11 protein-coding genes and 1 pseudogene are annotated in these 16322 nt (G+C 62.1%); 11 read left to right on the top strand and 1 reads right to left on the bottom strand.

Annotated elements, in window-relative coordinates; translation table 11 throughout:
- The 10 genes and pseudogenes from VED21_RS01755 to VED21_RS01710 form a co-directional block, all read left to right on the top strand.
- Positions 1-312: pseudogene (locus VED21_RS01755) on the top strand (AAA family ATPase); the annotation flags it as partial.
- Positions 313-584: 272 nt separating this feature from the next.
- On the top strand, positions 585-2048 hold the full coding sequence (locus VED21_RS01750; protein WP_324880584.1) for a Wadjet anti-phage system protein JetA family protein: 1464 nt from the start codon (positions 585-587) through the stop codon (positions 2046-2048).
- 10 nt (positions 2049-2058) lie between these two features.
- A complete protein-coding gene (locus tag VED21_RS01745; RefSeq protein WP_324880583.1) occupies positions 2059-2745 on the top strand; it encodes a DUF4194 domain-containing protein in 687 nt (228 codons plus the stop codon).
- Positions 2746-2797: 52 nt separating this feature from the next.
- Positions 2798-6619, top strand: a complete 3822-nt coding sequence (locus VED21_RS01740; RefSeq protein WP_324880582.1) for an SbcC/MukB-like Walker B domain-containing protein — start codon at positions 2798-2800, stop codon at positions 6617-6619.
- Positions 6597-7928: a Wadjet anti-phage system protein JetD domain-containing protein gene (locus VED21_RS01735; RefSeq protein WP_324880581.1), complete on the top strand. Its 1332-nt coding sequence runs from the start codon at positions 6597-6599 to the stop codon at positions 7926-7928. The genes VED21_RS01740 and VED21_RS01735 overlap by 23 nt, the downstream gene beginning before the upstream one ends.
- 415 nt (positions 7929-8343) lie before the next feature.
- A complete protein-coding gene (locus tag VED21_RS01730; protein WP_324880580.1) occupies positions 8344-9498 on the top strand; it encodes a phosphoribosyltransferase-like protein in 1155 nt (384 codons plus the stop codon).
- A 6-nt stretch (positions 9499-9504) separates the two neighbouring features.
- Positions 9505-11418, top strand: coding sequence for a hypothetical protein (locus VED21_RS01725; RefSeq protein ID WP_324880579.1), 1914 nt, complete (start codon positions 9505-9507; stop codon positions 11416-11418).
- Positions 11411-12511 carry a hypothetical protein gene (locus VED21_RS01720; protein WP_324880578.1) on the top strand — a complete coding sequence of 367 codons (1101 nt, stop codon included), beginning with the start codon at positions 11411-11413 and terminating at the stop codon, positions 12509-12511. The genes VED21_RS01725 and VED21_RS01720 overlap by 8 nt, the downstream gene beginning before the upstream one ends.
- Positions 12511-14451: a hypothetical protein gene (locus VED21_RS01715; RefSeq protein ID WP_324880577.1), complete on the top strand. Its 1941-nt coding sequence runs from the start codon at positions 12511-12513 to the stop codon at positions 14449-14451. The genes VED21_RS01720 and VED21_RS01715 overlap by 1 nt, the downstream gene beginning before the upstream one ends.
- Before the next feature lie 20 nt (positions 14452-14471).
- The gene (locus VED21_RS01710; RefSeq protein WP_324880576.1) at positions 14472-15428 is read left to right on the top strand and encodes a PfkB family carbohydrate kinase; all 957 of its coding nucleotides are present in this window, start codon (positions 14472-14474) and stop codon (positions 15426-15428) included.
- On the opposite strand, the gene VED21_RS01705 is transcribed toward VED21_RS01710, so the two are convergent.
- Positions 15407-15892: an NADAR family protein gene (locus VED21_RS01705; RefSeq protein ID WP_324880575.1), complete on the bottom strand. Its 486-nt coding sequence runs from the start codon at positions 15890-15892 to the stop codon at positions 15407-15409. The two genes, VED21_RS01710 and VED21_RS01705, sit on opposite strands and share 22 nt — an antisense overlap.
- 34 nt (positions 15893-15926) lie before the next feature.
- Here VED21_RS01705 and VED21_RS38945 point away from each other — a divergent pair, with 34 nt between their 5' ends.
- Positions 15927-16310, top strand: coding sequence for a helix-turn-helix domain-containing protein (locus VED21_RS38945; protein WP_414638147.1), 384 nt, complete (start codon positions 15927-15929; stop codon positions 16308-16310).
- Positions 16311-16322: the final 12 nt, after the last annotated feature.

Below are 16322 nucleotides of genomic sequence, written 5' to 3'. Positions count from 1 at the left end.
CAGACCGACCAGCAGCTCGGCAACCGGTTCGAGCCGATGGGCATCCCGCGCTGGGCGATGTCGAAGGACTACGCGCTGTTCATCGCCCGCTACGTGCAGCGCCTGGAGCTGAAGCAGGAGAGCAACTTCCGCTCCAAGGAGTTGGTCAGCCGCATCCACGGCATGTCGGAGGGCTTGACCGGCGAGACCTGCAAGCTGCTGGCGCTGGCTGCCGAGATGGCGGTCCACAGCGGCCGGGAGATCATCGACATGGGCACGCTGGACCAGGTGCCGTGGGTCATGCCGAGCGAGCGGCGCAGGGTGGCACGATAACTCAGTTTCATCTCTGGATTTACATATCGGCGGCATCTTCTTAAGATAGCGCTGCTATGCCACTGATCATTGCCAAGCTATCATTTTTTATGCCGATTTATTAATTTGGAGCATCATATAGGGTGCGTCGTGTGGCAGATCCTGGGCCATCATACCAAGAATTTGGATGTTTAATAAAGGTAGATATTTAGCTTCGGTGTCTGCATGTTTGCGCGTTGTTGCTGGCCTCTGACTTGGTTGGCGTGGTTGGATAGCGCAGGAAGAGAACCGCTTTGGGCGATGTCGCACTTCAGGAGGGCCTGATGCTTTTTGGGGTACTTCCGGACACTATCTTCCGGCCGCTTTCGAACAGTTACCGACACGCCTATGCGGCGCTTCTTTCCCAGTTGCATAACGGACTGTTTGGGCTGGAAAGCACCCGCCAGCCGGAGCGGAACGAAGTGATGGGGGAGTTGGAGGAGTGGCTTCTCGCTCACATCGAAAATCTTCCGGACGAGGAGCGCCCTGAGTTCCGCCTCACGGCATCGCTTGCGTACAACGAGATGGTCGAGTGCGGTTGGCTGTGCGAGCAGCGCGAGGGATGGACGGTCTACGTCGAGATGGATGCCGTTGTGGCTCAGTTGCTCGGCGCCCTATGTGGCCTGTCGGAACGGCGCGGCGACACGTTCGGCGGCACCGTGGTCAGCGTGGTCAGCAATCTCGAAAGCGTGACCCACGACGCCACAAACGCGCAGGGCGTTGCCGAGGCGGCGCGCCGAGCCAGGGAGTTCGCGCGATACGCTCGCGGCGTCGTCGGCAACCTGAAGAACATCGAGCAGTCGCTACTGTCGCAGGCGTCGCTGAACGGGCTGGTGAAGACGTTCTTCGACAATTTCGTGCAGACCATTGTGATCAACGACTACCGCAAACTGACGTCGGCTCGCAATCACCCGTACCGACATCGCTACCGCGTTATGGACCTCGTCGCGCGCATCTCCTCAGATGCGGCGCTGTTCCGTTCCATCGCCGAAAATCTGATGGCTCAAGGCGTGGCCGACAACTTGGAGAGCGCCGAGACCGCCCTCGCCGAACAACTCCGCGACATTTGTCTGTCCATGGAGACGATCGAGGCCTTCCGCAACCGCATGGACCTTACAAAGGGGAACATCGAGCGGCGCTTTTCCAACACCATGCGCTATATGGACTTGATCGACTCCGGCCGTGCGGAGCGTTTCGCCCTGGGGCTGGCGACTGTAGCGCGGGCGCTTCCGGACCTTCCTTTCGACGCCGAGGTGCCGGTCGATACGACGCTGTTCGAAATGCCATCCCACATCGGCGGGGAGCGGCTGTCCAAGCCGGAAAAGCCGCGCGTCGAGGTAAAGCGCCGGCGTTTCACCAAGCCGCCCGTCGATCCGTTGCGGCGGGCGTTCGAGCATGCCAAGCAGGCGTTCGACCGCCGTCTGCTCCTCACGCCGGACCAGTTCATGGATTATGTGCGGATGAAGGTGGATGCGGCACGGGCGCAGGGCCGGGATGAGGTGACGGCGGCCGACATCCCGCCGAGGGATATCGAGGAGTTCCTGATCTTCTCGGCGCTCCGGGCGCTGCCCATCCGGCGCGTTCCCTTGCCGGATGGGTACGTCATCGAGCACCGCGACGGAACCGTCGAGAACGACTGGCTGATCTGCCGCGACTTCGCATTGCGGCGGGACGGCGGCTCTGCCGCCGTCCCGAAAGCCCCAAATTTGGCTGCATAGAGGCTGGAGCATGCTCACCGATCTGCAACACCTCCTCGACCGCGCCGTCGGAAAGGAGGCGGAGAGCCTCGAAGAGAACCTGCGGGCGACCGTGCGGGCGCTCTGGGACCGGCAATTCATCTATGCCGACGACCATGGCGGATCCGCTCCCTACGAACTCGCCAAACGGTATCGGTCCTACTTCGGCTCACTGTTCGACGCCATGGGCTACGATTTCTTTGTGGAGGAGAAGGAGCGCATCGTCGGTATCCTCGATCAGGCCGGCGCGGCGCCACGAACAATGCGGTGGGATGAGACGCTGTTCCTACTGGCTTTGCGGATCCTATATGAGGAGAAGGTCCGCGGGTTCGATTTGAAGGAGCGCGGGCGCTGCGACGTCACGCTCTCGCAGGTGTGGAACCTCGTCGAAGAGCGCGCCATGCGCAAGCGCCCCTCGCTGACACGCTGCATCGAACTGGTGCGGCGCTTTCAGCGTCACGGGCTAGTGCGTTTCCTTAACGAGCACGACGAGGACGCCACCCTCGAAATCCGGCCGGCCATCCGCCTGGCGATGAGCGAGGCCAGCCTCGACTCCCTCATCCGCTACGCCCAGGCAAACAGCGCCGGACAGCCCTCCGTCCGGGATGTCCCCGAGGACGGCGATCTCGACGACGATAACCTCGACGTTCCAAGCGACGGCGGGGGCGACGCCTCTTGAGGCACCGTTCGGCTGCTCCCGTTCCTTGCCTACCCAGCGATACGAGTGTTCCATGCCCGACACCGTGATCACGCCGGACCACACCCGCCGCCTCGACGACGCCCTGCCGCCGCCGTCCTTCTTCGCGGTGCGGCACCTCGCGTTCGTGAACTGGTACGCCTTCTTCAAGGAAGACCTGGAGATCCACGGCCGCACTGCCTTCCTCGGTCACAACGGGGCCGGCAAATCGGCCATCCTAGACGGCATGTACACGCTGCTCACCGGCAACCCGTCGCGCCTGCGCCTCAACGCCTCGGCGCAGAACGAGGAGATATCGAAGTCCTCCAAGAAGCGTCGCACGGTGCGCGACTACTGTCTTGGCGCCATCGACGACGTGGATAGCGAGGGCGAGAACGATGACGGCGGCGATGGGGACGGCGTCACGCTTCTGCGCGATCAGGCCATCTCGTACGTGCTCATGGGGTTCGAGCGCACCGATACACGGCGCCAGGTCACGATCGGCATCTGCCTGACCGCGCACAAGCAATCGGCCAAGGAAGACACCGAAGCGCTTTTCATTGTCGAGGGACGCCTCCTGACCACCGACGACGTGGCCGAGGGCGGCGTCAATCCGGACGGAACGGTGTGGTCGGACGCGCTGCCCTGGGATGAAGTGCGCGCCCGCCTGGATGCGGATCCGACGTTGACGGTGCATGTCCGCAAGGGGCCCGAACTCTTCGTGGCGGAGGTCTGTAAGATCCTCGGCCCGGAATTAGGCAGTATGGACCGCAGCCGGTTCCTGAAGAACCTCCGCAACGCGCTGGCCTTCCAGCCGGTCACGTCGCCGACCGATTTCGTGCGCAACTACATCCTCGACCAGCAACCCGTCTCGGTGGCAAAGATGCGCGAATCGATCGCACGCTACGCCGAGATCGAGAAGGTGGTAGAGGCCCTGGAGAACCGCCTGCGGGACGCCGAGGGGCTGCACGACAAATACACCGACATCCAGCGTCGCCGACAGTTGTACGCGCGCCGACGCGTCGTCAGTCTGCAGAGTCATCTTCACCTCGCGGTGAAGCAGTCCGAGGCGGATGTGCGGTCTCTCGCCGCGGCGGAGAAGCGCTTGGCAGGCCTGCGCACGGAGGTCGCCGATCTGCAGCAGACGCACCGGACGCTCACGGACCGGCTCGATCAGCTCAAGGCGGCGCACGCGCAAAGCGAGGTTGCCAAGGCGCTCGCCGAGATCGACTTGGCGGTTGGGCGGCTGACGGTCGAGCGCTCGGGCAAGGTCAACGACCTTGCACATCTGCGCCGCCTGATTCAAGCCGTGGCCGTGGCCCTTCCGTTCGTTCCTGAGTTCAGCGCCGATCTCGCCGAGCGGTTCGAATCGGTGCGCACGCTGGTGGTGCAGGACGTGCCGGCCGTGGCCATGGTGGCAGCGGCCTTGATTCGCGACGGGCTGGTCGAGCGGATGGCCGCCGCACTGGAGGCCGTGCAGCGCCGGCTGGCGGCAGCGCGCGCCACCCTGACCGGCATCGAGCAGCAGATCGATGCGCTGAACGAGAACATCCGCCGCGTTGAAGCGGGCAAGAGCATGCTCAGCGGGCGCACGCAGCGCCTCATGCGCCTTCTCGAGGAGTCCGGGATCGAGTCGGTGCCGCTGTGCGAGCTCGTCACGTCGGTCGATGAGACGTGGCGTCGGGCCGCCGAGGCCGCACTGGGTGAGCGCCGCGAGGCGTTGATCGTGGATCCGGTGGAGTACGAGGCGGCGCTGGCGGTCCTGCGGCATGCCGACCGGAACGCCGACGTGGATGGCGCCCTCATTATCAACACCACGAAGACCGATGAGACGCGCTCGCCGAAGCCGAGGTCGCTCGCCATGGTCATCCACACCGAGCACCGGCACGCCAGGGCGTTCCTCGACTATGCGCTCGGCGGCATCATGATGGTCTGCACCGAGGCGGAGTTGCGCCAGGAGGACACGGCGATCACCGCCGACCTGATGCACACGGCCGGGCGGGCAACCAGGAGAATGCGGACTCCGTCGCCATTCCTGCTCGGACGAGTCAACACCGGCGGGCTCATGGACGATTTGCGCGCCGAATTGGCCGCCGCCGAGACACACCAGAAGGCGCAGGCAACGACCATCGCCCAGTTAACGTCGGTCGAAACCGCTTTCAGCCGCGTGGTCATCGAGGCTGGTGACGCCGACGCCGACGGGATCGACGCCACCCTGGCTGCCATCGCGCGGATCGGCGCTGACCTGGAGACCCTGAAGGCCGACCGCGTGCGAATCGCCGCCGAGGACATCTCCGGGCTCGGCGAGCAGATCGAGGCGACGGCGCGCAACGCGCAGACAGTCGCATCCCAATTGGAGACCGTACATCCTGCGCTCGGCCGGGCAGAAGCTGCGGTTGAGGTTGCTAGAACGGCCGCCGAGGCAAGCGCGACCCTCGTGCAGCGGCTGCGCAGCGAAGCCCCGAAGAAGGTCGCGGAGTTCGTTCGGTTCCTCCCGGCGTCGGAGAGTGCGTCGCTTGCGGCGCTATTCGCCGAGGGAGATCCCGGCGAACCGCCCCCGGAACGCGTCCTCAACAACAGCGAATCCGCCGAGATCGACCTGGACTTGGCCGCGCCGGACTGGCTACCCAAGGCGCTGCTGCGCCTGGACAACTACGTGCTGGTGCGCAACCGGAAGAACCTGGACGGCGCGATGATCGCCTTCCTCATGGCTGCGCCCGACTATCTCGGGGCCTACGGGCTGAACCGCCCCGACTTCGTGCCCCCGAAAACCCAGGTGGAAGCGCTCGCCGAAACGTCCGACGACTTCGATTCGATTGTTGACAAGGTTGGTGCCTGGCTGGCCGACGAAACTGCCGATCTGCGCGACAACGAACTCCGCCAGAAGAGGGATGAGGCCAAGACCGCACGCCTGGAGACGATTGAGGCGTTCAAGAACGACTTCGTCGGCAAGATGCGCGGTGCCTTCGATGCCATCGATGGCCTGCTCGAAGAACTCAACCTGCACCTCCGCCAGCGCACGTTCCATGGGCTGCGCTACCGTTTCGGCAAGAAGGAGTCGCCGAACTACAGAGATATGATCGCGCTCATAAACCGGTCGTCCGATCCGGTGTTCGATCTGCCGCTGTTCGGCTCCGCAGACGCCAAGGACGAGGACTGCCTGGACCCGGAGACGGCCGGAGCGCTGCGCCGGCTTCAGGCTGTCGCCGTGGACCCGGACGCGGACATCAGCGACATCGAGGATCCGCGCCGCTACTTCGAGTTCAAGTTGGAGATGCTGAGCAGCCGGGACGTCGTCAAGACTGACTTGGCCAAGCGGATCGGCACGGCGTCCGGCGGCCAGTTGCAGGTCCCATTCTACCTCGCCATCGGCGCCGCTCTGGCCGCCACCTGCTACCCGAGCCGTAAGAGCCGCGACGGCGGCATCGGCTTGGCCCTGTTCGACGAAGCCTTCTCCAAGATGGACGCTGCGGTCGTGGACGAGGTTCTCACCTTCAACGACGCCGTCGGCCTGCAGACGATCATTGCCGCCCCTGATAAGGAGCGTCCGACGCTGGAGCAGTTGATGGAGACAATCGTGACCGTCTCGCGCATGGACAAGTCGGTCATGCTCGATGTGCAATACGTGAAGCCCTACACCCACGCGCGCTTCCGCGCCGAGAACCCGCGCCTGATCGGCTTCGAGGCGTTCAAGCGCGAGGCCGAGACCGCCGCGGCGCCGGACGGCGAAGCGCCCGCCGGCACCGCCACCGATACCCTGGCTACGCCGGCCGGCGTAACGATACCCGTCGAGGTGATGCTTCCCGACGAGGTAACGGCCTTCACCAATCAGCCCGAGGACGCGGTCGATATGGATGGGAACGCTGATGCGGAATGACGGGGGCGCGGATCCGGCGACCGATCTTCTGGCTCGGCTCCTGCGCCGTGCCGACCGGCGCCGAAGCGAGGAGCGGTCGGTCTCCGAGGCTCCAGATTATGCCCGCCTGCGCACCGCCGCACAGGAGACGGCGTTCCTGCGCTCACTCAAGCGAGCCGAGGCCGCTGGGGCCATCGAGATCGTGGCAGGCCGCTACGAGCGCTCACATCTGGTCGACAAGGTGCGCCTGGGTGATCCGGACCGCCTTGCAGCTTTCCTGGGTGTCGAGCGATTGCCGATGCGGGCTGTTCGCATTGCTGCCCAGATCCGAGCCTTTCTCCCGTCGGTGCCTTGGGCGTACGTCCTGCTTGACCGCGCCGCCGCCCGCTGGGCGCGCGGCGAGAAAGCCTTCGGCTTGGCCGTCTCTGAGGAGGACGACATTGATGCCCGCTTCCGGATCATCGCTGCCCTAGCGCGTGGCGAGGCGGACGGGGTCGATCCGCGCACCTTCTCGGCTCGCGTGTTTCCCCTTCATCCGAACGACGCCAGCAAGATCGTTGAGCGCCAATTCGGCGGTCTGTTGCCCATGCTGCGAGCCGTGATCCAGGGCGGCCTGGAGGAGGTGGGCAGTGATCAAGCGGCCGCTGAGACGGTCAGGGAGGGAAGTGGGGCCGAGCCGGTGGGTGAGGATACGGTCGGCGCTTTGCCCGAGGCCGTCTCCGACTCCATGTCCGACGACGATGTACTGGAGCGGTTCGGCCTACTGCGCTTTCCCGCGCCGGTATTCCTGTCAGGTCCGGTCGAGATAGATCTATCGGTGGCGGGCTGCGACGTCCGCCTGCCAGGGTCGGCGGTACCTTTCGTGGCCGTGCAACGCGACTGGCTGGGTGGGCTGCGCTGGTCGTCTGAGGCAGTGACCCCACGTATGCTGACGATCGAGAACCTGACGTCCTTCCACCGTCACGTCCGCGAGGTCCGGCAGGACAACGTGTGCGTCGTCTACACCGGTGGTTTTCCCAGCATGACAGTGCTGGCGCTGCTCCGCCGCCTTCTGGCGTGCGCGCCGGCGCCTGTCGGCCTCTGGCACTGGGGAGATGTCGACGCAGGCGGTGCGCGTATCGCCGAGTACCTTGAGCAGAGCCTCGGCCACTTCATCCGCCCGCACCTGATGGACCGGGCAAGGGTAGAGTGCCTCGGGCGTGCCGGACGCACGGGACCGCTTGCTACGCTAGCGGCACGCTCCGGTGCTGGTGCAGAAATCGCGCGAGTGGCGTTGGAGACTGGTCTGTTTCTTGAGCAGGAACGCGTAGACCCGGAGCCAGTCGGCTGAAGCTTGGTCCGGACATTGGTGATGTTGTTGCAGCGAGGCGGCCTTTGGGGCGCGTCCCTCGGAGCGGTGCGAGAGCCGGGGAGCTCTACTGGTCACCGGCTGGTCAGGCCGGGGTTGTCGCGTGGTCGCAGCAGGCGGACTCCACCCATTCTTGAATGAACTTTCCGGGCTCAGTTCATTCCCCGAACAATAATGCACCGCTGCACTTCACTCGACACTCACCACTCCCGCTAGAGTTATCGAGACCGATATGCTATGTATCCGTCTAGATGGTTGGGTTTAGGAACGTGTTCGATGTAGTCTGGTTCGTGAGACAAATGAGAGGTGGCTAACGTCTCATGATTTGCAGCTATCCTAAGTCAGAGTCCGGGAGCCGAGTGTTGGTAACGGCAAGCGATCAGAAGACGAGGTGTCGATGATAAACACCCTCGCCCTCAACCTCATTGCCCATGTGATGAAATGGGACAACGAGGTAGCAACCAAAGAGTACGCTTGGTTGCAGCTCATGTCATCGATGAAGTACGACGGCTATTCCGACTTCCGCGCAGGCGTCAGATTCCTCGAAAGCCTAGTGTCGTGGCTGCGCCACTTCGACGAGGCTGACCGTCCAGCGGCTTACGAGTTCGTCAAGACGAGGCTCGTTTACATCTCGAGCCTCGAAATGCAAAGGGTCATTGAGACCCTTGTCCCTGAGATCGTCACCCCTTATCTTCGTCGCTCCGTCGCAGCCCAGCTTCGCATCAAGCCTTATGAGGTCTGGTTGACGCGCGAAGCCTCCAAGGCTTTCACCGAGCGCTTGCGCCGCTGCCTTTTTGTTGGCCTCAGCGATGGCAGTCGCATCGATGTCCTACGCCGCGCGAACGCTGGCCGCCTCTCTCAGGAGCAGGTGGTCCCGATGATGAACATCGACGACGACAAGTGGAAAGGCTTAGCAGAGGATCTCCGGAAGGAACTCGGACCCAACGCTCTGTTCGACGACGTATATCTGATCGATGACTTCACCGCCTCCGGCACCACCTTCATCCGCTTCCCGGACGGTAAGCCCAAGGGCAAGCTGGCTAAGTTCGAGAGTATCGTGCAGGACGCTGGAAAGCGCCTCGGAGAAAAGTTTCCCCTTGCAAAGGGATACACCATTCACATTCACCACTATGTCTCGACCGCCCAAGCGCACGACGCGCTGCTCGACCGCATCAGAGAAGCTGACGAGAAGTTGAAAGACAAGAGCTACGGCAGAGCTATCATTACCGAAGGCATGCTGCTCCCCCCCGATATTAGAGTTGGCACGATGAACGAGGAGACCAAGGAGATGGCTCCTACCACGTCCGCCGATGAGGCAATCTTCGATCTGTGCAACAGATACTATGACCATGATCTGTTCACGCGTCTCGAGAAGCACTGCAGGGAGGCAGGTCAGACGGATATGAGGTATGGATACGCGAACTGTGCGCTGCCCCTGGTCCTTGAGCACAACACCCCAAACAACTCCGTACCCCTCCTATGGGCGGAAACGGATGGCAAGCTCGGCGCAAAGATGCACTCACTGTTCTTGCGTCGCGACCGGCACGGCTGACCGACCATGGCGAATCCATTCCTCCGCCGAGCGACCGAATATGTGCGCGATGACGAATCGTTCCTCTCAATCGTCAGTCCCGCGCCGCTCACCACCTTTCTCGCGACCAACAAGCACAAGGACGACATGTTCGAGGTGCCGGTTCGCATCATCGGCGCACCAGGTAGCGGCAAGACCATGCTTGCCACGCTCGCTGAGTTTAAGATGGTTGAGACCATCCTAAAGGACGAGACCAACACTACCAACCGTACACTGGCCGCCGCCCTTCAGCAGGCCGGTTTCCTTCGGGACGGCAAGCCGCATGTTGCCGCCGTGCGCGTTCCGATGGAATCCGAATACCGCGAATTCTGGGAACTGCCCTACGAGCCGAACGTCAAGACTAAGCTTGCCTTCTGGTTGGTCCAGGCGCGGGCTATGCTCGGGCTTATCCGGAACCTGACAGCCAATAAGACCCGTGAGATTGGGGAGATCGAGTTCATTCCCCGGGCCAACTACGAGGCTCATCTCGAGCAGATCGGCGGCTTGTCGGCCATCGGCATTCGTGATCGGGCTATTGCGGTGCAGCGCGCCATCTATTCCGTGGGCGCCGGCCTACGGGCGCCGAAGTTGGAGGATCTCCCTGCGGACGCTACCGCACCCTACGCTCCCTTCGACGCCATAAGCAGGATCCGCATCGACTGGATGGGCGAAACAATCGAACTGAATCCGCTCGTGATGCTTGACGACGTGCATGCCCTTCACCACGACCAGCTTGAGGCCATGTTCGGTATGCTCTCGCATCGCGAGATGAAGTTCGGCCGCTGGATGATGATGCGACTGGATGCGCTCAGCCCCGGGGCAGTTTTGCTGTCCCCCGGCAGCCAACCAACCCATAATCGCGCCGCCGGCCGGGATTTCGTCGATATCCGTATGCAGGGAGACGAGAAAAAGGAAGTCGCCCGCCGTCAGTTCAGGACGATGGCCCGTGACATGGCCAAGCGCTACCTTCCAATGGTCGAGGCGCTGCGCAATCGAAACAACACCGATATTGACCGCCTGCTTCCAAGCGAGCCACCGAAGCTGCCCCCTGGCCAGATCAAACAGCTCGAGGAGAAGGTTGCCAGAGAGCAGAATAAGCTTGGCATCAGCCCTTCGCGGCGGAAGGAAATTGATGATATCGTTGATGACTTCATCAAACGCACCAAATCCCACGACAACGGACCCGAAGTTGCCTTGGCGATGAAGCGCATCCTGCTTCATCGCTATGCGGTCCGCATCGCCCGCGCCACACCTTCTCTGTTCGAGGAGATGGATCCGGATCCCAAGACACCGCTTAAGGCGGATTCCGACCTCGCCCATGGTGCGCGCCTACATCTTCACCACGATTTTGAACGGCCGTTTCACTACGGGGTGGACGATGTCTGTGACGCGAGCAATGAGAACGCAGAGGTCTTCCTTCAACTCGCGGGCGCCCTCGTCGCTAACATTGAGACCAGGGCGATCCGCAACAATTCATTGCCCCTCCCTGCACGCGATCAGCAGTCGATCTTGATCGACAAGGCAAAAGGGATAATGGACGCTTGGTCCTTTCCTCACGCCCAGCGCGTTCGGCTGATGGTCGATGCAATGGGTAAGGACTGTCAGGAAAGATCACGTCTTCCCAACGCGCCGCTCGACGATGGAGCCAACGCCATCGGTATCCTCGAGGAGGAGATGGAAGCGCTGTCCTTCGACGACGAACTCGGCACGGTGCTCAAGTACGCCATTGCGAACGGCGCCATCACTATCGAACGAAACTACGGACAAGGCGGCAAGTCCTGGGCGCTGATAGAACTTACCGGCACAGTCAACCTTGTCTACGGCCTGACCTTTAACCGAGGGGGCTTCCTTCCCAAGAAAATTGATTATTTACGTCAGATTACCGGACTCTCCAATGCGTAGTCACTGGGCGAACTGTATCACCAACTTCGACGCTGATGTCGACGACTTCGTGGCGGAATATTTCGCCGACCCGTCGCGGCGCGTTCTGCTTGTCGCTGCGGCTGGCTTCGATCCTCGATCGCGCAGGATCGCCCAGATGCTGTCGACCACCCTAGGCGACCGCCTGTCGGCTCTCTTCATCCGTGAGGAGCGACCGAATCCCTCGGCGGCGCTGCTCGCGCGGGCAGATGAGAACGAAGCCGCACTCAAGGGCATTGTGCCTGACTGCAAGATCCTTCAGGTGGAGATCTTCGCGGACGACAGCGCCCCGGTCGGTGGGGCACGCATCGTCAAGCTTCTTGGCGAACACCCTGTCGGCAATGACGTGACAGACGTTATCCTTGATCTAAGCGCCCTTTCCATCGGTGTCGGCTTTCCAGCAGCCAGGATGCTGCTCGAGGATTGCGAGACCGCGGCAAATCGCGCCTTCCATCTTATGATCGTTTCCAACCCCGAACTGGACGACAGAATCTCAGGCGTCTCTTGGAGCCGCCCGAGTCCGGTTAAAGGGTTTTCTCCGCCTCTGGAGGCTGATGGCGAGCGGGAACTGGCACAGATATGGATTCCACAGCTGGCGCGCGGGCGTATGCCGGCGCTTACCCAGATTGGAGTCGTGATCGGCAGATGCTATAAAATCTGTCCGCTCCTGCCATTTCCCTCGCGCAATCCCCGGCGCGCCGACGATCTGCTGTCCGAATATCAGACTGCTTTGGTCGACGAGTGGGCAGTCGATCCGCGCGACGTTGTATACGCGTCCGAGACGAATCCGCTGGACTGCTACCGAACGCTTTCAACCCTCAAGATCCGTTTCGACCGAACCATGGCTGGTACCTACGAACCGCGCATGGTGCTGTCACCGGCCGGCAGCAAGGTTCTCGCAGCCGGGGCGCTCATGGCTGCGATTGAGCATGGCATGGCCGTGCAGTATCTCGAGACAGAGAGCTACTCGTTCGACGACAGACCGACGCTTCCGGGCGCCCCTTCCGATATGACTGTTCACCTGATCCTCTCCGGCCCTATTTATAGCAGCTACGACGAGACAGGCCGGACCTAATGACGACGCCGAACTTCAGCGCCAAGCTAGACGCGCTGCCCGCAACGATCGACCTCTTCGGGGGATACGATCCGTCGCCGCTCGCGGCCGCCCTGGTGCAGGGTGCACAGAGGCACGCCCTGGCGGTTGGCTCCGGGGGCTCGGCAATCGCCGCCGAATATTTCTCACGCTGTCGGGACTCGCTTGGTCTCGGTCCTACGTCAGTGCAGACGCCGATGCAGGCCGTCTTGGAAATGCACGGGTTAATGGGAAGCGACGTATGGCTCTTCAGTGCGGGCGGAGACAATCCTGACGTGACGGCCGCCGCGCAGGCCGCTCTCGACCGGCGCTGCGCGAGGCTTCACCTTGTGACGCGCAACCCAGGTAGCGCCGCTGCGGAGATCGTCAAACGAAGCCGCGGCGCTGTCCATGTGGTTCCCGTCGCAGATCCAAAGGACGGATATCTCGCTACCCACTCGCTCGTGGCCTCGACCACAGCGCTCCTGGTCGCCAGCGACCTCGCGTCGCGCGACCCGAGAGGCGCGGAAGTGTTGCTCAGAATGCTCTCCGCTCGGATCGCATCAGGTCGGGACACGGTTGCACGATCAGAAGCCGTCGAACTGCTGGCCGGTGTTCGGCGCAGCGACACGATGATTGTGGCAGCGGACCCACTGTTGAGGCCGCTTTCGGTGCTACTCGACACTTCGATTTGGGAAGCATCATTATCCCCGGTCCAAACGACTGATTTCCGTAACTTAGCCCATGGTCGGCACGCGTGGCTCCACCACCGTGCTGACGAAACCTTCATCCTCGCACTCACCGGGACCGACTCGCGAGCGACATGGTCCGTGATTGACGCCGTGCTGCCGCCCTCCATCCGCCGTCTCGCCATCGACCACGGATCTTGCGGCCGACTGGAGAGCGCACTTTCGCTACTCGACGGGCTCAACGTGATCGAAGCCCTTGGCACGATCTTCGGGATCGATCCCGGTAAGCCGGGGATCGGTGAGTTTGGACGGTCGATCTACGAGGATCGGTCGTTGGCCGACATGGCGGCACGTATGCCGTCCAATGTGCGTCATAAGCGTGCCGCCATGGCTCGGTCGGACATGATGGACACGGAAAGCGACCCGCTCGTCTCAATCGGGTTGAGCCGTCTAAAGATGCTGTCGGATACGGATATTGGCGGCGCGGTCTTCGACTACGACGGCACAATCGTATCAACAATCGGACGCTACGGGCCGCCGAACGCCACGATCGTTGATGAATTAGTTCGGCTGCATCGCGCTGGTCTCGCGATTGGCGTAGCGACAGGGCGTGGAGGTTCGGTCGGGGAGGAGTTACGCAGGCTTCTCCCCCCCGACATAACGAAGTCCATCCTCGTCGGCTACTACAACGGCGGACGCCTCAGGACCGCTGACGTAAACATTAAGGAGGAACCCGCGCAGCCCAATCCTGCCATTCAGGAAGCGGTCGCTTGGCTGCGCGGTCGGGGGGACCTCTTCCTTCATCCGGAGTTCGAAGTACGGGATGTCCAGATTACTATTAACATGGACGCGCTTCGGCATCCTTACCGCTTCGCCCTCGACCTCGCCGCTTGTCCCGCGCTGGCGGCTGGGCGCGTCCGCGTCATGGGCTCCGGCCACAGCTATGACATTGTACCAGCGGCATCGAGCAAACTTATGGTCGTGGAGGCCATGAAGGCTACCATTAAGCCGGGGAGCGAGATTCTCTGCTTTGGCGACAGCGGATCAAGAACCGGCAATGATCACGCCTTCTTGGCACATCCGTTCGGAATTAGCGTCGGCGATGTCTGCGCTGCACCAGACGGATGCTGGTCACTGTTCGGAGCCAACCCGACCGGCCCAGAAGCCCTTCTCAAGGTACTTCGGGCTCTAGTACCATCTACCGATGGGCGGATTCGCCTTGATGTAGCATCGCTCGCAATCGACAGCCTCTGATAAACTGGGGAGGGGTGAACATGCATGCTTCAAACCGCTTCCACGACTGGCATGTCGATGTAGTAGGTACGGGCTTCACGGTCCTGGACCGTGTATATGCAGACGGGGACCTGACCGACGAGGCGCTTGGCGGCTCGTGCGGAAACGTGCTGGTCTCGCTGGCTATGCTCGAGCGCAACGTCGCTCCCGTGCTTGCGCTCGGGGACGACGACGAAGGCGAGAAGCTCGTTGACGAGTTCAGCCAAGCCGGGGCGGTCGTAAGATACATTCATCGACGACCGGATCTCCGCTCGCCGGTGCTCGCGCAGGAACTCGATACGGTGTCGGGACAGCACGGCTTCAGCTTCATCTGCCCCGAGACCAAGGAAGAATTTCCTCGCTATCATCCCATCGGGAAGGAGGAGTTGGCATCAGCGCTCCCAGTGCTGAACAGCTGCAGCGTCCTTTACGTTGACCGCCTGTCCGATAGTATCTTGGAGGCCATGAGGATGGCGAACTCCGCTGGAGCCATTATCTTCTTCGAGCCGTCTAAAATTGAGGAAGACTACCTCTTCACCCAAGCACTCCACATGTGCTCGATCCTTAAGTACTCGGAGGACCGACTCGGCCACCGCCTCTCGGAGCTGCGTACCGAGTGCGTGCGGATCGTTACCTATGGTGCCGCTGGCCTTGAGGTTCGTGGTGCAGACGATACGGTCTGGTGCAAAGCGGTTGATGCGCCGAGCGTCCTAGACACCTGCGGATCGGGAGACATGGTCAGCGTCGGAATCATCGACTGGATGCTGACCAACCAGTTCGAGTGCACGGAGTTGAAGGTGGCGGATCTGCTGGACGGCGTGGTTGCAGGCCAGCGGCTTGCAGCGGAGAACTGTGCCTATGCTGGCGCTCGCGGGCTCTTCAAGCACCGAGGAGCGGACTATGTTCGCAAGGTTTTGCGAGAAGGAGGCGGAGCCTCCTACTCGGCAGCAACGAGGTAAGCCTCGCCGGTCTCTGCGCGCAGTTGGGTGCGGAGTTCCATCAGCAGTACGCCAAGCATATTGCGGCCCACCCCATTAACCTCGCCCCATAGACGGTTGACCTCGTTGTCCACCGTCGCACTTTCCACGAGTCTGGCATCGCCGGTCGACAGAAGCAACTCGCACAGATCCTTGTGCTGGGTGAATTTGGCGCGCAGCACTGCTCTCATCCGATCGAATTTCGTCGTCGACCAGCCCGGAGCTACGTCCCAGTAGTACAGGCCGTGCGCCGCCATGGCGAGCAGCGCCGGTGACGGAGCATCCATGAGCCACTTCCTGACCGCCGGCTTGCGCGCTTTGCCCGCCTGGTAGGCATGCTCGCTAGTCGCAAAAACTTCGCCCTCGAACGTTATATCGCGCCGATAAAGGTTGCTAAACGCGCCGTAGGGCTTCTCGCTCGCCCGATAGAAGCGGATCTCGCTCATTGAGAGCTCCTTGCAAATTTAATCGGCCAAGTGCATGCTAATTTGCATGAAACCAACAAGCAAGCAGTTAAGCGACCTCCAGGCGAGGATCGCCGAGGCTAAGGTCCAAAAGGGGCTGTCGTGGGCGCAAATCGGGCGAATCGCGAACGTCCACCCGAGCCAAGTCGGCCGGATTTGCTCCGGCCGGTTCAAGACGTTTAGCCATAACGTGGTGCAAGTTTGCGAGGCGCTCGGGGTGAGCGTGCCCCACCTCGAGCCTGATACAGAGGGTGTGGTGCCCGAGTGGGCGGTAGCTCAGTCAAGCATGCGCCGAATCTGGGATGAAACGCCGGAGGGCGCCAAAGCAATTGCGAAGCTGCTGAATGCGATCGCGGACCTACAGCATGCACGCGAGGGCGAGCCGCCCAAAAGCACCTAGTGCCCCCTCAGC

It is taken from the genome of Azospirillum sp. (assembly GCF_035627195.1).
In the GTDB taxonomy this organism is placed as follows: domain Bacteria; phylum Pseudomonadota; class Alphaproteobacteria; order Azospirillales; family Azospirillaceae; genus Azospirillum.
Note: the sequence above shows the minus strand (reverse complement) of the source record. Positions and strands in the feature narration are given on the sequence as shown.